Origin of the sequence: Nostoc sp. (assembly GCF_036917755.1) — a bacterium.
GTDB lineage: Bacteria > Cyanobacteriota > Cyanobacteriia > Cyanobacteriales > Nostocaceae > Nostoc.
Genome location: NZ_JBALFC010000120.1, coordinates 1 through 20613, shown reverse-complemented (window position 1 = coordinate 20613; position 20613 = coordinate 1). Strand labels below are relative to the sequence as shown.

Below are 20613 nucleotides of genomic sequence, written 5' to 3'. Positions count from 1 at the left end.
AATAATTCGTAATTCGTAATTAAAAACTATTGCCTTTTAGGAATAACGTTTCTGATTCCACTTTTAGCGCCAACAGTATCGCCTTTGTAACGAGGGATGATATGAATACTGGCGTGCATAATATTTTGACCGGCGGATCGGTTGATATTCATTCCTATATTAAAACCATCGGGTTCAAATTCTGCTTTGAGAATTTCTTGTACTTTGTTCACCATAAACCAGCAAGCAGATTGCTCTTTGAATGGTAATTCAAAATAACTGCTAACATGACGTTTGGGAATAACCAAAATATGTCCTTTACTTATAGGATAGCCATCAAACATAGCATAAGCAGTTGCTGATTCCGTTAATAGTTTGAGACTTTTATGGGGATTACAGAATATGCAATAATTAGATGAATTTCGCTGATGATTATAGTGAATATACTCATATAATTCCCGATGTTCATCTAAACAAACTGAAGTAAATGGAAGTTTGACAATACACTGATAGGTAGGTTTTTTATGGACATAATGTTCTCGAAAACCTGCTTTTTTGATATCCCTTCTTACAGCATAATAAGCTTTACCACCTGGTTTTAATAAGTGTGATACTTCCATAAGAACATTAGTTTGTTCTTCAGTAAATAAAACATTTAAAACATAAAAGCAAATTATTGTATCGAATTTATGATCAGGATATTCTGGAAAATAAGAAGGGTCATAGCCTGTAATATCACAACCTTTTTGGCGCAATATTTTAACATCATTACCAAAGCCACAACCAAAGTCTAGTATTTTGCCTTGTAGAAGGTTTTGATTTAATAAAAACTGTGCCGGAAATGATAGATAATTTCTTGCGATCGCAGTAAGATGGCTGAATTGATTTTTTTGCTGTTTCATGGAATTTTGGTGCTGATGTCCCAAATTTATTATTCCCAGCATCCCTTGAGTTATGCGATGTCTACGACGGTCACTGAGCTTTGTCGTACCACTTCCCTACGGGACGCTCCGCGAACGTGGAAGCAAGCTACGCGCAGCGTCTCGTAGAGAAGTGCGGGCAGCAATTTCAAAGATGACTCGAACACCCATTCGTTTATCAAAAACCTCGCCACTACTAATAAATATGAGTATGTTCGACGTGCAGCTATCCAAGCATTAGCCAGCAATTTCCCAGATGACCCTGACACCTGCTCCATTCTCAAAGACCGCGCCAGTGTTGATAAATCTGGGGATGTGCGATATGCAGCCATCGAAGCATTAGCTAGCAATTTCAAAGATGGCCCAGACACCTATTCATTTCTCAAATACCGCGCCACTGCTGATAATCAAGGGGGTGTGAGACGTGCAGCCATCGAAGCATTAGCTAGCAATTTCAAAGATGACCCACACATCCATTCGTTTCTCATAAACCGCGCCACTGCTGATAAATCTGGGGATGTGCGATATGCAGCCATCGAAGCATTAGCTAGCAATTTCAAAGATGACCCGGACACCTGCTCGATTCTCAAAGACCGCGCCACTACTGATAAATATGAGGATGTTCGACGTGCAGCTATCCAAGCATTAGCCAGCAATTTCCCAGATGACCCGGACACCTGCTCGATTCTCAAAAACCGCGCCACTGCTGATAAATCTGGGGATGTGCGATATAGAGCCATCCAAGTATTAGTCAGCAATTTTCCAGATGACCAGGACACCCACTCGATTTTCAAAGACCTTGCCACTGCTGATAAATCTGGGGATGTGCGACGTGCAACCATCCAAGCATTAGCTAGCAATTTCCAAGATAACCCGGATGCTTACTCGTTTCTCAAATACCGCGCCACTGCTGACAATCAAAGGGGTGTAAGACGTGCAGCCATCGAAGTATTAGCTAGCAATTTCCAAGATGATCCGGATACCCGCTCGTTTCTCAAAGACCGCGCCACTGCTGATAATGAAGGGTATGTGCGAGGTGCAGCCATCCAAGCATTAGCCAGTAATTTTCCACATGACCCAGACACCCGCTCGTTTCTCAAAGAACGCGCCACTGCTGATAATGAAGGGTATGTGCGAGGTGCAGCCATCCAAGCATTAGCCAGCAATTTTCCACATGGCCCGGACACCCACTGGTTTCTCAAAGAACGCGCCACTGCTGATGATGATAGGAATGTGCAACGTGCAGCCATCCAAGCATTAGCGAAACACTTCAGAAATCAGCCTGAGTTGTTTGAAATTTACTACAACTGTGCTGTCAATGGCTTCTTTGAAGGTAGCCATGACCCCTGGCAGCACCCCAACCCTCGGCGCGTTGCACTTGAGATAATTATCAAGCAATTTCCTCAACATCCCCAGACTTCACCACTGTTACGCTACAAAGCAGAGAATGACCCAGATGAGAAAGTGCGAAAATTTGCTCAACAGAAGTTGGCAGAATTTGAGAAGTAAAAGAGTTTCAAAAATATGAACAACACAGAAGTTCGTCAACAAATCAACCAATATCTAGATGGATTGTCTTCAGAACGCCTAGAACTGGTTGCTGACTTCTTAGCTTATCTAGCAGATAAAGAAAGTGAAGACGCTACCCAAGAGTTACTTGATATTCCTGGATTTATTGAATCCTTCGAGTGGGATAAAAAAGATGTTGCTGAGGGTCGGGTAAAAAGTTGGAGAACGATTCTGTCTGATGTATAGCCTTGTTTTATCTGCTGAAGCTATTTCTGTTAAGAATAAAGATAATTTAGCACCTGCAATTGGTCGTGCGATCGCTAACACGCAAGTTTACATACTAGACAAACATTTACAACCAATACCTATTGCCATTTCGGGAGAGTTGTACATAAGTGGTGATGGATTGGCGCGAGGTTATTTAAACCGTCCTGACTTAACTGCGGAATGCTTCATCTATCATTCTTTTACTAATAAGTTAAAAGCACGGCTTTATAAAACAGGTGATTTAGTTCGCTATCGAGTAGATGGTAACATTGAATTTTTAGGTCGCCTCGACGAGCAGGTAAAAATCCGCGGCTAACACCCCTACGGCGCTTGCGTCTGTTGCTCAATCGCCGAACTTGGCGGAATCTCCTCAAGAGGAATCAGGGCTTCGATCACCGACTTCACAATTGGCGCGGCGACAGTAGAACCATAGGCACTTTCTCCTTTTGGCTCATCCACCAGTGCAAACACTACATAGCGAGGAGATTCCACGGGCAAAATAGCCACAAAGCTGGTCATTCTAGCACCCTTGATGTAGCCGCCAGAGGGACTAGCTTTTTGGGCTGTACCAGTTTTACCAGCAATGCGATATCCCGGAATTTGTGCCATCTTGCCGGTGCCTTCAGTAACAACAGTTTCCATCATTTCCACAACCTTTTGAGTTGTTGCGGCTGAGAAAATTTGGCGGGGGATGGTGCGAGTGGGTGAATCATGCATTTGCCCTTTGCTATCAATCAGCCCCCGAACTATATGGGGTGTTACCAACTTACCGCCATTGGCTAAAGCGCCGTGCATTTGCACTAGCTGTAACGGTGTCATGGAAAAGCCTTGCCCAAAGGAAGTAGTAGCTGCTTCAATTGGCGAAGCGATAAATTCTTCTTGACTTTTGAGCCGACCGCCAACTTCAAAAGGTAAGTCTGTATCAACTTTTTGTCCTAGCCCCAAACGTTCTAGCCAGTTGTAGTAGATTGAAGGCTTTAAGCGTTGGATGATTTGCACCATGCCAATGTTGCTAGAATATTGCAGAATTTGAGCGATGTTGATCCGCCTGGAAGCATTGTTTTCAGCATTTTTAATGGTGTAATTAGCTACTTGAATAGAACCGGAGTCATTAAACATATCATCTGCTTTGATCACGCCATTTTCCAGAGCGATCGCCACATTCAAAGGCTTAAAAGTCGATCCCGGTTCATAAAGATCCGCTACCGTCCAGTTTTTAAATAGCGAAATATTAGCTTTAGCGTATTCATTAGGGTTATAGGTAGGTTCAGAAACCAGGGTAAGTAAGGAACCATCCAACGCATCCATCACAATTACCGCTCCACGTTTGGCATCAAACTTCTGCATTTGTTGTTTGAGCGCAGTCCGAGCAATTCGTTGCAAACGGCTATCGATAGTGAGTTGCAGTCGCAAATCATCAAAATGCAAAAAACCTTCAGGGGCATGATCCGGCATCAAGTCCCCATTACCCGACCGACTGAGCCGCATCGTTTGCACAGGACGTTCTAGCAACTTCTCTTGAGAATATTCCACACCTGCTTGACCACGGCGGTCAACATTCACATAGCCCACCACATCAGCAACCAAATCATCTGAGGGGTAATATCGGGAGTATTTTTGAATCCACTCCAAGCCATTTAAGCGCAAAGAGATGATGCGATCGATAATTTCTTCCGGTAGGGCTGGGGCAAGTATAATTCCGCTTCTTTTGCCTTGAAAAGTTTTCACCAATTCAGCAGGATCTTTTGCCAAAATTGGGGCAAGTCGCCCTGCCATATCTTCATTAGACTTATCAAACAGCTTGGGATGAGCGTACAAAGTATATACAGGACGGTCAATCGCCAATAGATTAGTATTGCGATCTACCACCGGGCGACGGGGCATAAAAGGTCGCAAATTCACCATTTGCTGGTTTCGTGCCTGCTCAGTTAACTTTGGCCCCTTGACAATTTGGAGGTTATACAATTTAATCCCCAACCCCAACCCTGATGCCATTAATACGCCCCAGACTATGAACAGTCGGGACTTGGTGTTGAATGTTTGGTCTTGGATATTAGAGGCTAATTTTGCCAAAAGCCCTCGTTTATAACCTTTTTGTCGCCTTGTGAGTGCTGGATTCCGAAATTTTCTGGATTTGGTTCTGCTTGGTGACTTCTGCACATTTGTTCGCCCTACAGTATGGTTTAATTGCCTAAAAATTGCTATAAATCTAACTTTCTGAATTACGTTAGCGAGTATTCGTACTCTTGCTCTTAAGTAAACTAGCAAGAGCGTCTCCTACAAAGCGTCATTACGAATTACGAACGCGAGTGCGTGCCGGAGGCTCTATTACGAATTACGAATTAGTATCCCAGTGGCAAGATTGTTTGCTGTTGCGTTTGAGAATTTGGCGTTGTGTTAGACGATGCTGGCTTAGGACTATGAGATGCTGGAGGCAAGAAAATCATCCCTTGAGGAGTCGGCGATACCAGCCCTGCTGTTGGTTGCTCTGCTTCTTGGGCCATTTTATTTGTCAGCGTCGCGTTGGTTGTCATTAGCAGCCGCTCATGACGTTGGAGGCTTTGCAGTCTGCGATATGACTGACTCCAAAGCTGTTGGCAATATACCGTCCAGCCATAAACAGCAAGTGTCGATGCTACTAACAAAAACGCCAAAACTGCCGAATAACGATGAAAGCTGTACAAGCGCAGCAACCACAAAGGTGTCGCTCTCGAATTAGACATTGTGGGAAGGGGAAGAAAACCTACCTCCGGAGGCTTCTGGTTCGGACTCGACTGCTCATTAAGATTTGGCACTTGTCGTCTACCCAACTCTTTCACCGATTTGGGCATAACCGCCTCATTTGTGGGAGAAACCGCGAGATTTTTCGAGGAACGCCGTTGTCTTTGAGAGGATACTGGTGTAGAAGCGCTCCGTGCTGCTGACTCCATACGCGCAGATCGTCGCCTCCCTAAAGAAAGGATAGAATCTTGCCGGAACCAATTACCCCTTGTAGAAACAGTAGATTTACGAGCAACTACCATAATTTTTTTTAGATGGGAAATCCTGTACTTTCGATTGATTGTCTTGATTGTCTTTTTTTGCTGAGGTTAAAATCACCTTCTGTGGAACAAGCACACATAACAGACTACACTCTTTTAACTGTTCTGATAGGTAGCTGTATCAATGTTTGCAATCAGCGATTAGCAACTGGACAGCTTGCCCTTTAGGTATCGCACCTAAAGTATGGCAACGCGGGGCAGCAAGATGCAATACTCCGTGAAAAAAATAAAATTTTTTGCTATGATAACTCGGTTTGCTAGAAAACTTGGTTATTTCCGTTTTGCTCCTGAGTTAAGAGAAACTAATCAGATGGCTATATGATATGTAATCCCAAAAAGAATACGCCAAAGGATTGTTTTTTTAGTATGTAATCTGGCGGCCTTAAAAAAAAAGCAATAAATACGGTATCGTATTCAACAGGCGAAAAATTGTTCTAGCCACAATTGGTGAAAGAGGAGTTATGAAAACAAAAATCTTTGGTTTGGCTCTAATGTTAAGTCTGGCTACAATTCTCGGAGCCTGTGAAGGTGGTGGTGATGGTGCTGGTACCACTCCTACTCCCGCCGCTACAGGTGAACCAACTGATGCACCTGCTGCTGGGTCTAGCCCCGCCGCTACTATAGCACCTACTCCTGCAACTACTCCTGCAACTACTCCCGCAGCTACTCCTAAATAGTTTAAATCATGGCCAAAACAGCTTAGTAACAAGGCTCGTCACCACATAGCTGGAATTAATTAGGTTAACCTAAAAACCTGCATCTTTCTATTGGTGTATCAGAGCCTAAAGTTTGCTCAAATATCAGCTAAGTAGGGCAGCAAGTAGAGGACACTGGTGATGAGGTTTACGTCCTCAACCAAGTGTCCGCCGGAAATTTTTGCCTGACCGAACCTTGTTCCCCAAGTCCAACGGAGTTGAGTTACCTGAATCTAAGCTGTTTTGTGGGTAAGGTACTTCCCTGATTTGGTATTTGGAATGGCTTATACTCCTGAGTTTTGAAAGGGTAAAACAATTCATCGCGATCGCACGCTGGCAATTCCTCTTGAGCATTCCCTGTAGTCTATTCCATATCAGAACAGACCTGGTAATGTCCCTTGATATTGCCAGATTTTTATTGGGAAAATTTGTAACTTTGGGCATTGGGCATTGGGCATGGGGCATTGGGCATTGGGCATTGGGCATGGGGAAAACAGATTTTCATCCTGCGTTGTGAACGCAGTTCAGGAAATGGGAAGAGTTAAAGCGAGAAAGGCAATACAATTACTGTGCTTAATCGTGATTAGTGCTACGTTGGTTGTGTTAAGTAGCTATTGGGGATCAGTGGTAATAGCATTACCGCCACCAGAGGATACACCAGAAGAAATATTACGCACTAAGATAATCATAGAAGCGCGATCGCCTATTGATGGAAGATTCCTAACTGCTGCTGAATACGTCCAATTACAAGCCCAGCTGCAAGAAGTCCCGCCACCAAAACTAGACCCCAAAATTCGGGAACAGATTTTCTTGCTTCGCTTACGTAAAACGTTATTTCAGTTTTTCCCATTTTTAAATTTTTGACAAATTACTCAAGGGTCAACCAATGCAAGGATTTTAGATTTGCGATTTTGGATTGACCCCGACTACGAGGGTGCGCGGCTTGGGATTGAAGAAAAGACGATTTTAGATTTTTCCACCCACTAAGAGAGTGGGGCTTGTACCCCAAAAAATCCAAAATCCAAAATCTAAAATTCGGAGGGTCAAAAATCAACAGCTTTCCCCAATGCCCAATGCCCCATGCCCAATCCCCCATGCCCCATGCCCCATGCCCCATGCCCAATGCCCAATGCCCAATTCTGAGGTAGGATAACGGTGACGACAATAGTGCAAGTAAATGTAAAGAATATATATAGATATTAAAAAAGTAGATTTAGTCAATCACGTTATTTCACTTAGGTAGCTTCATGTCCATGACCACGATCGCCCCTGAACAGGTTAACAGCATCGTTTGGAATCAGCATAACGATCCCTTTGAAATACTAGGTTCTCATCCCATAGAACAAGACGGCAAAACTGTCTGGGCTGTGCGGGCCTACCTACCAAATGCAAGTGCCGCATGGGTAGTTCTTCCCGAACAACGGAAGGAATATCCAATGCAAACAGTGCATCATCCCCACTTTTTTGAATGCACCATTGAAACCGCAGAACTGGCAAACTACCAGTTACGGATTAAAGAGGGTGAACATGAGCGTGTCACTTATGACCCTTACGCTTTTCGTTCTCCCAACTTGACAGACTTTGACTTGCATTTGTTTAGTGAAGGCAACCATCACCGGATATATGAAAAACTGGGAGCGCACCCCACGCAAATAGACGGCGTTAAAGGCGTTTATTTTGCTGTTTGGGCACCCAACGCCCGGAATGTTTCATTGCTGGCAGATTTCAACCTCTGGGATGGGCGCAAAAACCAGATGCGTAAAGGCCCCACCGGGGTTTGGGAATTGTTTATTCCTGAAATCGGTGTGGGAGAACATTACAAATATGAAATCAAAAATTTTGAAGGACACATTTACGAAAAATCCGATCCCTACGGTTTCCAGCAGGAACCCCGCCCGAAAACGGCATCCATTGTTACTGATTTAAATGCTTACAGTTGGAGTGATGAAGAGTGGATGGCAAAGCGGCGTCGCACTGATCCCCTCACTCAGCCAGTTTCAGTCTATGAAGTGCATTTAGGCTCTTGGTTACACGCTTCTAGTGCCCAACCAGCGATACTCCCCAATGGTGAAACGGAACCTGTAGTTATCGTTTCTGAACTGAAGCCAGGCGCACGCTTCCTTACTTACCGGGAACTGGCTGACCGACTCATTCCCTATGTCAAAGAATTGGGATACACCCATCTAGAATTGCTACCCATTGCAGAGCATCCCTTTGATGGTTCTTGGGGTTATCAAGTAACTGGGTACTATGCCCCCACCTCCCGTTTTGGCAGCCCCGAAGATTTCATGTATTTTGTTGACAAATGTCACCAAAATGATCTAGGGGTAATTGTAGATTGGGTTCCCGGTCACTTCCCCAAAGATGGACACGGTTTAGCTTTCTTTGATGGTAGCCACCTCTACGAACACTCTGACCCCCGCAAGGGCGAACACAAAGGATGGGGTACTTTGGTGTTCAACTACGGTCGCCATGAAGTCAGTAATTTTTTAGCAGCAAATGCCCTTTTCTGGTTCGACAAGTACCACATTGACGGGATTCGTGTTGATGCTGTTGCCTCGATGCTCTATAACGATTATTGCCGCGAACCTGGAGAATGGCTGCCCAATAAGTATGGCGGCAGAGAAAACCTAGAAGCAGCAGATTTTCTGCGTCAGGTAAATCACATTATCTTTAGCTATTTCCCCGGTATTCTCTCAATTGCTGAAGAATCTACTTCCTGGCCAATGGTATCTTGGCCAACCTACACAGGCGGACTGGGCTTTAACTTGAAGTGGGATATGGGGTGGATGCACGATATGCTGGATTACTTCAGCATGGACCCTTGGTTCCGCCAGTTCCACCAAAACAATATTACCTTTAGTATGTGGTACAACCACAGTGAGAACTTCATGCTGGCTCTGTCCCACGATGAAGTGGTGCATGGCAAGAGCAATATCATCGGCAAAATGCCGGGGGATACATGGCAGAAGTTAGCGAATGTGCGTTGTTTATTTAGCTATATGTTTGCTCACCCAGGCAAGAAAACCATGTTTATGAGCATGGAGTTTGGGCAGTGGAGTGAGTGGAATGCTTGGGCAGATTTGGAGTGGCATTTATTGCAGCATGAAGCCCACAAACAGTTAAAAACGTTTTTCCGCGATTTGAACCATCTCTACCGTTCTGAACCAGTTTTGTATACCCAGGATTTTGCTGAACCTGGGTTTGAGTGGATTGACTGTAGCGATAACCGCCATAGTGTAGTTTCTTTCATCCGGCGTGACAAGGATTCTGATGATTTTGTGATCGTCGTTTGCAATTTTACACCGCAACCCCATTCTCACTACCGCATCGGTGTACCGCAAAAGGGATTTTATACTGAGTTGTTCAATAGTGATGCGCGTCAGTATGGCGGCAGCAATATGGGCAACTTAGGTGGTAAGTGGACAGATGATTGGTCTTTGCATAGTCGTCCCCATTCGCTGGATTTGTGTTTGCCACCTTTGGGTGTGTTGATTCTCAAGTTGGATAAGAAGAAGACTGCTGAGGTAATGGGATAATAATTTGGGGTGGGTGATGCCCACCCCAGAAACTGGCTAGAAAAAATTACGAAGATCAGCTATATAACAACATCACTTACCTATAACTTCACGTTTATAATTTATCCAGTACTTTCCTCATTGCGGCTCTGCCGCAAGTCAAGAGGCAGAGCCACCCATTAGGCATTCCCAGCCAGAGACTGGGAACGAGATAATTCACAGCTATTCAGCCCAGTTTTCTAATGACAGAATTATAGTAATTTCTCAACTAGCGATCGCCATGACTGTCTTAAAGTCTTTACTGTTGCTCTACTGTCGCTTTGGCTATCAAAAAACCTTTTGATGTGATTTTGATTGTTTTAAAAGGCTGAAAGCCTTGAAGGCGGCACCCGGATTTGAACCGGGGGTGGAGGTTTTGCAGACCTCTGCCTTACCACTTGGCTATGCCGCCACTCCGGGATTCCCTAAACTACTTTAATGTTTCTAATGTATCTTAGTAGTGATAGGGCGCTAGTTAAACCATGATAGCATAGGATTGTGAGGTTGTGATAGTGGGTTAATTGGATGTTTCTGGTAGTCTTTAGGCATCGCTAGAAAATTCTGATCGCAAGTTGACTATATGCTACAAACAACTCTTAGCAGATTAAAGAGAGTTATGAGTTTTAATTCCTAACTCCCAACTCCTCACTCCTAACTCCTGACTTGTTACACCTTCACTTCATCGGCAAAATTGCCCCATCGGACAAAGTGAAATGGCCCAGCGATAGAACCCCACAGCCGTTCATCAGTGTCTAAATCCCTTCCCCGGTCGAGGCTGGAAAATTCTTTAGCGTCAATCTCAAATTCGTTATCTAGATAAGTATTTTTGCCGTCACGAACCACAATGCAGCCTTTACCAGGTTCAACCCTGCCTTTGAAGCTATTACCTGTCCACTCTACAACCATATTGCAACCTGGCATTTTTTCCAATTGGTCAATGGATAAAACTTTTAAACGTTCGGGGTCACGAGATGCGCCGTAAAATTTTTGTTCTTCTTTAAGCGTGTAGTGTTCAATAACAATGTGGTTTTCTACCGGAATCAACTTCATTACCCGCATCCGGTAGGGTTGATTGAGCATAAAATCATAAGCTTGTTCGAGAAACAAACTTACCCCTGAGAACAATTCCAAAGGAAGGGGACGGATACACACGCGAATGTGGGCATAAAAAGGCGGATTTTCAAAAGCTTGTTCTTGATTGCTAAAGTCAGCTGCCATCCACCGGGCTAAGGTGGCAATATCAGTAGAATGAGTCACGTCGCTTCGCTCCGAATTCAAAATTCAAAATTCAAAATTAACAATCCCCATAAATAATAGGACTTACGCACAGGTAATGGAAAACGAACCACAGAGAACGCAGAGAAGCCAGTGTGTTGCGGGGGTTCCCACGCCACTTGCTTTATGCCGGGGAACCCGTCCACCGCAGTGGCTCCCCGTTGTAGCAACTGGCGCGTCACGGAGGAATGAGAGTTTGAGAAGGTTTTTTTCGTAAGTCCTAAATAAATTTAGTCGCTCTGTATGCTTTTCGGTTTCGGCCATTATCAAGATGATTAACAGTTTTAAAATCCCATTGCCTCGGCTACTGCACCCAATTCTGCTGCAATACCCTGTTGAAATTGACTGTGATTGTGTTTAATGGCTGTATCTGGGTCTTTTAAACCATTGCCTGTGAGGACACAAACCACTGTCGCCCCTGTCGGAATTTGGTCTTTCACCTGCAACATTCCGGCTACAGAAGCGGCGCTAGCAGGTTCGCAGAAGATACCTTCTGATGCTGCCAAAAGTCGATAAGCGTCGAGAATTTCGGTATCGGTAACGGCGTGGAAATTTCCTTGACTTGCGGTTTGCGCTGCAACAGCTAACTCCCAACTAGCAGGATTACCAATGCGAATTGCTGTCGCTAGGGTTTCGGGATGCGCTACTCGCTGACCGTGTACTAAGGGCGCTGCACCTGCGGCTTGAAATCCCATCATTCGGGGTAAGCGATCGCACTTTTTTGCTTGATGATATTGACAAAAGCCCATCCAATATGCTGTGATATTTCCCGCATTGCCCACGGGGATACACAGCCAGTCTGGGGCATCACCCAGCACATCAACTATTTCAAAGGCTGCTGTTTTCTGCCCTTCTAATCGGTAGGGATTCACCGAATTCACCAAAGTGATTGGATAGCTTTCGGCCATCTCGCGGACAATTTCTAGCGCTTGGTCAAAATTACCTTTAATTGACAATACTTCTGCACCGTAGAGTAATGCTTGGGCTAATTTGCCCAGCGCCACATAACCTTCGGGAATCAGTACAAAGGCATTCATTCCCCCACGCCTGGCATAAGCGGCGGCTGAGGCTGAGGTGTTGCCCGTACTGGCACAAATTACTGCTTTTGCCCCTGCTTCCTTGGCTTTGGAAATTGCCATAGTCATCCCCCGGTCTTTGAAGCTGCCGGTGGGATTCAGTCCGTCGTATTTTACAAAAACCCGCACTTGTCTGCCAATGCGTTCGGCGATCGCTGGCACTGGTATTAGGGGTGTGTTACCCTCCAACAGAGTGACAATCGGTGTTTTTTCGCTCACGGGCAAGTATTCGCGGTATCCTTCTATCAGTCCAGGCCAGGGTTGGCGATGGGATTTAGCAGTAGACAGGCTCAAAGTCACGGGATTTAAAATTTCTGAATGTAAGGATCGGATATTTAGAAAGGGTGGGATAAGGAAGCGCCGAATCGGGAAGAGGAACAAAGTAAATTTTTATTTGCCAGTTCCCAGTTAAGAGTCCCTTAATTCCAAACGTATATGATTAAGAATATTATTTTTTGTGGTGCAGGCGTTACACTTGCTATTTTTTTTTATTTAGAATGTAAGTTTATCATAAACCGCCACGGCACTCTTCGGTTTAACGAAATATAGTCTATATGTAATTTCTTGCGTAAATTACCCCAAAATGGCGATAATAATTCATACGACCATAATTGACAGGCTATCAATTAAGTATTGCTAAGTACCGTCGAGTGGACGGAAGCTTTGCACACTTGGGGCAATGTTTTCTCAGGAACACAGTCCTTATGATCACAGTCTCTTATGATTAAACCTAAAATCCATTAGAGTAATTGATTGAAAATATCCAATATTATAATAAAGCTTAAAAGAGGATTATTATAATATTTCTAATGGTGTGAGTTAAATTGTGGATTTAATTAGCGATGCCTACTTGTTTATCTAGTGTTTCCGATCGCGACTCCCAGACTACCTGGGTCAGCAAGTTAACCAAGTCTTATTATCAAGACGACCAGCAAGCTAAATTTATGCATTTACAAGCAGAGGTAGACTCCCTGTTGCAGCAGTTGGAAAACCTGAAGCACCAACGTCTAGCCGACGCTAACCAAAAAGAATAAGTCAGTTTTGTAGAAAGCGATGTCTACGACGGGCTACGCCTACGCTTTTCCCCTCTCTAATCTAAATTTTAGTCAGGGGCTAAATTTTGCTAAGGGGCCTGCTATTCAAAGCGCTGATTTTTCTGTGACCAGCGCCTCAAACTGTAGTTATGAGAATTTTCTACAAGTAAAGCTAAAGATTGCCCGCCTGAAAGCTTGGCGATCGCAGAGAGTTTTTGTAAGTAATTTCCTGTAAAATCAGTGTAAATAACTTTATTACTATCAGACAAAATTATCGTCCGTTCAGGGCGTTGCTCGGTGTTTTCCCCCGGAATTCCAGGTGTAGACTGATTCAAAGATGCTATTTCTGCTGCTGAGATAGTCAGTATTATTTCTGGTTGAGCGTTATTTGTTAAATCAATCACTTGAACCGGCCAATCACCCAACTTTTCCTGCATCTGCTCAAAGCTAGGAATCGCACCAGCCGGAACTTCACCAGATTGCTGTAAAGATTGCCATACACTCGATAAAATTACCTTGACCCCTTGGGGATTTTGTTGATAGACTTCTTGTAAACTGATTGGAGATGGTTGCACCCATTCCAGCGCTGCATTTGTCAAGGCTAAAGGTTTCGGTTGGAGAACATTGTTTAGATTCTCTGGAATTTTTGGGCTAGCAGCTAATAGGCGCAAAACTTTACCCCGTAGTTGCACCGCTTTGATAGCAGCTATAGTAATTTGTTGTTCTCCATTTGGCAACCAGACTACAATCTGGATTTCCGGGTCAGAAGTGATTCCCAAAGTTTTCCAGAAAAATTTGGCGGTGTCAGTTTTGGGTAAGTTGAAATTCTCAAAGGGGGAATTTAGCCAGCGTTTTCCATCATTAAAAGCACTCACTTCCACCTGATACCAAACTTGGTTATTTGTGAGTTTCAAATCTGCTGAGGAATTTGGTTGCAGCCATTCCGTGTTGGTAACTTGAGTAATTGGTTGCACTGTACCAACAATTTGACTAGGGTGAGTAGAGGATATTTGCGACTTTGTACCCTGATTATTGAGTCTTGCTAACAGACCTTGAATATAGGCAAGATTATCTTTTGTAATTTCTGGTTGCGCCTTTAACCAGGAATTAGCATGTTCTTCTCCCTGCTGAACTGCTAAAATCAAAGCAAACCAAGCTTGCACATCTAGTCTATTTGGGTTCACCCGCAACGCCGCCACTGTGCGATTCCACAACCGTTTTTCATCAGCTTTGAGTAGGGTAGCAATTTCTTGGGCATTATGTGGCGACGCTTGAAATACCTGTAAAGCTTTCTCCCAGCGACCATCAATGAAATCTGCCAGCACTTCTTGACTAGGACTTGCCCAATTTTTCTCGGCTTGGGTTTTAGTAAGTTGGGAATGCAAGCGAATCAAATCCATTTGCGCTTGCGCCGCCTCTGGCAAAACTCCTTTGCGCTGCTTCTTGATGAATTTCAACCATTCAAAGGCTGGTGTCCACAGTCCACTACGGGCAATTGACAAGGCGTTTTGGTAGGCATAATCCTTGAGGGCTGGTGAGTTGAGGGTAATCGCCTCCAATTGAATTGGTTTGAGGAATAACTTCAGAGGCTTGACTTGGTAAACTAGTAAGTGCGGTTCTAAACCGATAGTTTGATCAACAACTAACTCTTTTGTACCATCACCAGTTACCTGTTGCCATTTGGGTAATTCTCCATTAGGACTAGTCCAAGACAACATTTGTAGTAAATTGGTGCGTTCTGGATTGTAGTATACGACGTAACCGTAAGTAAACGCAGCAGTTCCTTGTTGGCGTTGACCCCGCAAATTAAACCAAACTCCTGGTAATTGAGTCCCACCTTCAAAGCGTTCCACTTCAGTTAAAGGTAGGGGAATGCTAATATCCTGGGGTTCTGATATTCCATCAAGCAAGGGAGAAATCACAAAGGATTCTTCTGGCCCAGTTACAGATAATTGAGTCGCTAGATAGTAGTAATTTTCTGACTGAGATTTAAACTCTAACTCTTCTGAGCGCTGGTAAACCCTGAGTTCTACAAGTTCTTCACAATTAGATTGACAATTAGCACGCTGTTGAAAAACTGGCAGTAAAAATGAGTTTTCCGCATTTTGATATAAAGGCAGAGTTTCCCCAAATATTTGGTTTTTTTTACTCAAATCGAGTTGAATTTCTTTGAGAGTTTGGGGGCGTTCATGCTTACCAAGGGGAATTTGTGCCCATGCAGGTAAAATTTTATTTAGCCAGCTTACCTGATCTGGATTGAAGATGAAGAGAACGCTAATCCAGGCAAAAGCCATAATTAGACTAGCACTACTTAACAGAATTGCGTAGGCGCAGCCCGTCGTAGACATCGCTAGCATTGCCGACAACCAACTTCCCCGTTTTAGCTTTTTCTGGGGTTTTTTAGCGAGGCGTTTCATCACACCAGCATGAGGTTGATTTCGTTTAGAGCCTTTTGGCCTCAGCTTGCGTGAGCGATTTGCCATATTAATTTCCAATCAATCCAATAAGATTTATTAGGCATTGGGCAATTCAATTTTAGATTTTGGATTAAATTTCAATTCTTTAATCCAAAAGCGTTCGACTGACTTGTACTGAGCGTTGTCAAAGTAGCGCTCACGCCGAAGTCTAAAATCTAAAATTCTCACTCTCCCTCATCTCCCTCACTCCCCACTCCCCACTCCCCACTACCTAATACCCTGTTATACTCGTCCTTTCAGAAGTTGCCCAGAAGCATTAAGTCTAATTTGGGACAAAATCCGTAAATATCCCCATGTGAACCCTAGCTGATCGCGAATACACTCTTCACTTAAGTATGTAAGCAGAGTGTAAAAAGTTGAAAGGTAGACTTATTAGCCGCAGTCATCGCCAAGCCCGGATGTTCGCATGGTTACTAATTGCGGGAGTCAATGGAGTTGCACAAAAAGTACTAGCACAAGAGTACATAAATACAGTAACTACTCATGAGTCAAAAGTTTAGATAGAGTCAACGAATTAATCACTACAGCCACCAACGATTTAGTCACCCGCGAAGATTTAGCAATAATCCAAAAATTGCAATCAGCATTACACCAGGAATAATTCATATCTTGGAGCCTGGTAACACACCAGATAGTGACTCAGTTACCATCGGCATTCTGCGGAGTACTTTTACTTTTTAATTCTGCTTGCAGATAAATATTATAGAACTTAAATAATTAGCAGTAAAAAAGACGGGGGTTAGCCCGTCCTTTGTATAAAAAGTAAAAACATCTTGGTAATTTCTGCAATATATCAAAATACTCTCATAACAATCTGCCAAATTGCCAAATGCTTACCAATAAGATAGTGAATAATTTTGGCACTTGCCAATTCCCAGCAAATACTGATTATAATGGAACTTTTCTGGGTAATACTAGAGAAAAAATTACTGGCAACGAAGTTCATTATGAATCTAAGTATAGTTGATGATAAATTGCAGATAGAATTTACGTTTAAAGAGCAGCTGCTAGCTGTTCGCTTGAATAAACTTTGGCAAATATCACTAGCCCATATTGAACAAGTTACGACAGCCGAACCCCAAAGTAATTGGCGAGAATTGCGTTCGCCTGGTAGCTTTGTTCCTGGAGTGATTAAGGCTGGAACTTATTACACTAATCGGGGTAAAGAATTTTGGTATGTGAATCAAGAGACAAATTATTTAACCATTCAATTGCGAGATGAATCCTACAAGCGGATTATCTTAACTATTGATAACAATGAATCTTGGCAACAAAGACTTGCTCAGATAATTGCTGCATAAGAGACTGACAAATGAAAAAATACTCAACTACTTATTGTGGGGTGGGTCGAAAAGCCATTGGTGTCAACTTACAGCTATTTTCAGGTAAATAGACCACATCTGTCGTAGGGGCACAGCAATGCTGTGCCCCTACGACAGATGTGGTTCAAATACATGAATAGGACTTACGCACAAGTTACGGAATAACGAACCGCAGAGGCACAGAGAAGCCAGTGCGTTGCGGGGGTGGAGGAGTTTGTAGCAACTGGCGCGGCACAGAGAAATCAGAGTTTGAGAGATATTTTGCGTAAGTCCTAATGAAAACTGACACCATCAAGTTGATTTTTTCAGATGACGCCGAAAAGTCAGGTAAGAGAGGCAGAGCCTCTTAATGGCATTCCCAGTCGGAGACTGGGAACGAGGCAATCTTGCAAAGGTTTGTCTAGTCAGGATTCTACTTTATTTGCTGTTCTCTGTATTAACCACCGGCGACAGCTGGCACAATACTTACTTCATCGCCATCTTTAAGAGTTGTGTTTATACCATCTAAATGGCGGATATCTTCGCTATCGACGTAAAAATTTACAAACCGACGTAGCTTGCCTTGTTCATCGCACAACCGGGATTTAATACCAGGAAAGCTTTGTTCTAAGGAGTCCAACAATTCAGCAATGGTGCTACCGTTGGATTCTAGAGTCGCTTGATTATTAGTAAAACTTTGAAGAGTCGTAGGAACTAAAACTTTTACAGCCATAAAAGTAGAAATTTAGGAGTGAAGAGTGGGGATGTGCATTTGTCCTTTGTTCTTACAAATGACAAAGGACAAATGACCAAGGACAAATAACTAAACGAGAACTTGTTGCCATTCCAAGCGATCGAGAGTACGCGATCGCTCTAGAGCACGTTCAAAACTATCGAGTTTGGCATCAATTGTCAAGGGTTCGCCAACATAACCTTGGATTGCTTCTTGGGTTTTCAGACCATTGCCAGTGATGTAAATCACGGTAGTTTCATCTGGATCAATTTTGCCCGCTTCTACCAGTTTTTTCAGCACGGCAACGGTTGTACCACCAGCTGTTTCTGTGAAGATACCTTCGGTTTCTGCCAGCAGTTTGATGCCATCAATAATTTCTGCATCATTGACTGATTCAATGTTACCACCAGTCTTCTGAGCTAACTCCACAGCATAAATGCCGTCTGCTGGATTGCCGATCGCCAGCGATTTCGCAATTGTATTCGGCTTCACTGGCTTAATAAAGTCGCGTCCTTCTTTGAAGGCTTGGGCGATGGGTGAACAACCTTCAGCTTGAGCGCCACTGAAACGAACATTCTTGCTTTCAACTAAACCAACTTCGACAAATTCTTGGAACCCTTTATAAATTTTGGTAAATAGTGAACCAGATGCCAAAGGAGCAACAACATGGTCAGGTAGTTCCCAGCCTAGTTGTTCAGCAACTTCAAAGCCTAGCGTCTTAGAACCTTCAGAGTAATAAGGACGCAGATTAATATTGACAAAACCCCAGCCGTATGTATTAGCAACTTCCGAACAGAGGCGATTTACTTGATCGTAGTTGCCCTTGACGGCCATTAGGGTGGGACTATAAATCAAGCTACCGATAATTTTACCAGCTTCTAAATCTGCGGGGATGAACACACAGCAGTCTAAACCGGCATGAGCTGCGATCGCAGCTGTAGAATTTGCTAAGTTACCAGTGCTAGCGCAAGAAACAGTCGTGAAACCCAACTCCCGCGCCCTGGAGAGGGCAACTGATACTACCCGATCCTTAAAACTAAGGGTGGGCATATTAACGGCATCATTTTTTATATAAAGTTTATTTAGACCCAGGCGGCGGGCAAGACGGTGGGAACGAACCAAGGGAGTCATACCGGTTCCCACATCTATAACATTGTCAGTTGCGACAGGCAAAAAGGGACGGTAGCGCCAAATTGAATTGGGGCCTGCTTGAATTGTTTCACGAGTGACAGTCAGACGTAGGGCGTTATAGTCATACTTGACTTCTAAGGGCCCAAAGCATAACTCACAAACATTAGTGGCTTTGAGTTCATATTCTGCACCACATTCCTTACATTTCAAGGCTTGAAAGTAGGCAGTGCTGGCTTTGGTTTCGGTTGTGATTGCCTGAGTCATAAACTAGCTTTCCCTGTTTGTCTGTCGCTGTTGCCTGAATACTAACACGAGCAAAAATACCCGTCAAACATACCCGATAATTTTTATCGGGTATGTTTGGTATTGAGAGGAATGATTATTGTAAAACTTTGACATCAGTAATCCCCGTATCTAGTATTTACATTTATATTTTCTATGCTATAAAACAAGACAATAGCTTCAAGTACTCAGTCTTAACACTGAGGAATAATATAGGAATCCGGTTTGATTCCTGAATTTACTTGCGTGAGCAGGGAACAGGGAATAGGTAACAGGGTGGACTTTGATAGCAAGTTAGCTTTGGAGACTATCAATAACGGTTTCTCTGTTGCCTGCTTTTGGAGCGATCGCATTTATCAGCGTTTGCAAGAGAACCTGGGAAATTATGCTAGATGAAAAATTTAAGATGGATAAATTGTTAAATGCCTGCTGAGAATCACAAAACATACCTCGAACTAGCAATTGAAGATGGACAGGCCGAGTTTACACATGAAGGTAAAACTGAGCGGATACGCTATATCGCCGCTAATCATTCTGAGCGATGGACTGACCCAGAAGAGAAAATTCGGGCTGAATTTTGGGCAGAACTGATTTATAAGTATGAATACGACCCAAAACGGATCAAGTTTGAGGTAAGAGTGCCTAGACGTACTCCCAACGACTCGGCTGATTTGGTTATTTACAAAGATGATGAAGCTAAAGATCCTTACTTTGTATTTGAAATTAAACGCGCAGATATCAGTGATGCAGAGTTTACGCAAGCTATTGAACAAGCCTGTGGTAATCGTTCTGGGCTGGATGCACCTTTTTGTGGTGCTATCGCTGGCTTAACTCGTCGTCTCCTGCGCTTTGATGATCGGAAAAAATATCCACCAGGAGAACGCGATCACAACCACCTTACAGATATTCCTATTCGTTACGGCAAACCTCCTGAATGGCGATTTTACAAGGATAAACCGGGTCAAGACCTTTCCGCCGTTCCCCGTGAAGAACTTCGTTCCGCCATTCGCAAATGTCATCAAACCCTTTGGGAAGGTGGTCGCCGCAGTCCCATAGCAGCTTTTGGTGAGTTTTGTAAGATTGTTTTTGTTAAATATCGTGATGAAAAAAATCCTGATCACTTAGAGGGAGAACCCTATGCTTTTCAGCGCCGCAGTGAGGAAAGCAGTGATCATCTTGCAAAGCGTATTTTCAAACTCTATGCTACTGAGCAGGAAAAAGAACCAGGGGTATTTACTGATCAAATTAATAGACCTCTTGCAAAAGTCACTCAGGAAGATTTGATTTTGGGGAGAAAAAGCTCGTAATTGTAGAGAGCAGCAATCAGATTAAACCG

17 protein-coding genes, 1 tRNA gene and 1 pseudogene are annotated in these 20613 nt (G+C 43.5%); 10 read left to right on the top strand and 9 right to left on the bottom strand.

What is annotated here, in order from left to right; genetic code table 11:
• Positions 1–26: 26 nt before the first annotated feature.
• On the bottom strand, positions 27–881 hold the full coding sequence (locus tag V7L05_RS26115; protein WP_335168452.1) for an HIT domain-containing protein: 855 nt from the start codon (positions 879–881) through the stop codon (positions 27–29).
• A gap of 195 nt (positions 882–1076) precedes the next feature.
• On the opposite strand from V7L05_RS26115, the gene V7L05_RS26110 reads away from it, so the two are divergent.
• From V7L05_RS26110 to V7L05_RS26100, 3 genes and pseudogenes are all read left to right on the top strand, one after another.
• Positions 1077–2408 (top strand): HEAT repeat domain-containing protein, encoded by a 1332-nt coding sequence (locus V7L05_RS26110; RefSeq protein ID WP_335168605.1) that lies wholly within the window; start codon positions 1077–1079, stop codon positions 2406–2408.
• A 15-nt stretch (positions 2409–2423) separates the two neighbouring features.
• Positions 2424–2654, top strand: coding sequence for a hypothetical protein (locus V7L05_RS26105; RefSeq protein WP_335168450.1), 231 nt, complete (start codon positions 2424–2426; stop codon positions 2652–2654).
• A gap of 28 nt (positions 2655–2682) precedes the next feature.
• A pseudogene (locus V7L05_RS26100) lies at positions 2683–2988 on the top strand (AMP-binding protein); the annotation flags it as partial.
• 8 nt (positions 2989–2996) lie between these two features.
• Here V7L05_RS26100 and V7L05_RS26095 read toward each other — a convergent pair.
• Positions 2997–4835: a peptidoglycan D,D-transpeptidase FtsI family protein gene (locus tag V7L05_RS26095; protein ID WP_335168448.1), complete on the bottom strand. Its 1839-nt coding sequence runs from the start codon at positions 4833–4835 to the stop codon at positions 2997–2999.
• Between the two features lie 182 nt (positions 4836–5017).
• Entirely contained in the window at positions 5018–5698 is a 681-nt protein-coding gene (locus V7L05_RS26090; RefSeq protein WP_335168446.1) for a hypothetical protein, read from the bottom strand.
• A gap of 479 nt (positions 5699–6177) precedes the next feature.
• Between V7L05_RS26090 and V7L05_RS26085 the strand changes: the two genes are divergently transcribed.
• The 4 genes from V7L05_RS26085 to glgB all read left to right on the top strand — a co-directional run bounded on the left by V7L05_RS26085 (position 6178) and on the right by glgB (position 9950).
• Positions 6178–6393 carry a hypothetical protein gene (locus tag V7L05_RS26085; RefSeq protein WP_335168444.1) on the top strand — a complete coding sequence of 72 codons (216 nt, stop codon included), beginning with the start codon at positions 6178–6180 and terminating at the stop codon, positions 6391–6393.
• A gap of 549 nt (positions 6394–6942) precedes the next feature.
• Positions 6943–7275, top strand: a complete 333-nt coding sequence (locus V7L05_RS26080) for a hypothetical protein (RefSeq protein WP_335168443.1) — start codon at positions 6943–6945, stop codon at positions 7273–7275.
• 127 nt (positions 7276–7402) lie between these two features.
• Positions 7403–7564, top strand: coding sequence for a hypothetical protein (locus V7L05_RS26075; protein ID WP_335168441.1), 162 nt, complete (start codon positions 7403–7405; stop codon positions 7562–7564).
• Between the two features lie 94 nt (positions 7565–7658).
• Positions 7659–9950: a 1,4-alpha-glucan branching enzyme gene (gene glgB / locus V7L05_RS26070; protein ID WP_335168439.1), complete on the top strand. Its 2292-nt coding sequence runs from the start codon at positions 7659–7661 to the stop codon at positions 9948–9950.
• A gap of 359 nt (positions 9951–10309) precedes the next feature.
• Here the strand turns inward: glgB and V7L05_RS26065 are convergent.
• The 3 genes from V7L05_RS26065 to thrC (V7L05_RS26055) form a co-directional block, all read right to left on the bottom strand.
• Positions 10310–10380 (bottom strand) — tRNA-Cys (locus V7L05_RS26065).
• A 254-nt stretch (positions 10381–10634) separates the two neighbouring features.
• Positions 10635–11225, bottom strand: coding sequence for a chromophore lyase CpcT/CpeT (locus tag V7L05_RS26060; protein ID WP_335168437.1), 591 nt, complete (start codon positions 11223–11225; stop codon positions 10635–10637).
• A gap of 302 nt (positions 11226–11527) precedes the next feature.
• Positions 11528–12619: a threonine synthase gene (thrC, locus tag V7L05_RS26055; protein ID WP_335168435.1), complete on the bottom strand. Its 1092-nt coding sequence runs from the start codon at positions 12617–12619 to the stop codon at positions 11528–11530.
• A gap of 542 nt (positions 12620–13161) precedes the next feature.
• Between thrC (V7L05_RS26055) and V7L05_RS26050 the strand changes: the two genes are divergently transcribed.
• A complete protein-coding gene (locus V7L05_RS26050; protein WP_334786100.1) occupies positions 13162–13353 on the top strand; it encodes a hypothetical protein in 192 nt (63 codons plus the stop codon).
• A 101-nt stretch (positions 13354–13454) separates the two neighbouring features.
• Here the strand turns inward: V7L05_RS26050 and V7L05_RS26045 are convergent, their stop codons facing one another.
• Positions 13455–15836 (bottom strand): hypothetical protein, encoded by a 2382-nt coding sequence (locus V7L05_RS26045; RefSeq protein WP_335168433.1) that lies wholly within the window; start codon positions 15834–15836, stop codon positions 13455–13457.
• Between the two features lie 941 nt (positions 15837–16777).
• Between V7L05_RS26045 and V7L05_RS26040 the strand changes: the two genes are divergently transcribed.
• Positions 16778–17131 (top strand): hypothetical protein, encoded by a 354-nt coding sequence (locus V7L05_RS26040; protein WP_335168431.1) that lies wholly within the window; start codon positions 16778–16780, stop codon positions 17129–17131.
• A 457-nt stretch (positions 17132–17588) separates the two neighbouring features.
• On the opposite strand, the gene V7L05_RS26035 is transcribed toward V7L05_RS26040, so the two are convergent.
• Positions 17589–17864: a ubiquitin-like small modifier protein 1 gene (locus V7L05_RS26035; protein WP_335168429.1), complete on the bottom strand. Its 276-nt coding sequence runs from the start codon at positions 17862–17864 to the stop codon at positions 17589–17591.
• Positions 17865–17954: 90 nt separating this feature from the next.
• The gene (thrC, locus tag V7L05_RS26030; protein ID WP_335168427.1) at positions 17955–19259 is read right to left on the bottom strand and encodes a threonine synthase; all 1305 of its coding nucleotides are present in this window, start codon (positions 19257–19259) and stop codon (positions 17955–17957) included.
• A gap of 440 nt (positions 19260–19699) precedes the next feature.
• Between thrC (V7L05_RS26030) and V7L05_RS26025 the strand changes: the two genes are divergently transcribed.
• On the top strand, positions 19700–20584 hold the full coding sequence (locus V7L05_RS26025) for a type I restriction enzyme HsdR N-terminal domain-containing protein (protein WP_335168425.1): 885 nt from the start codon (positions 19700–19702) through the stop codon (positions 20582–20584).
• Positions 20585–20613: the final 29 nt, after the last annotated feature.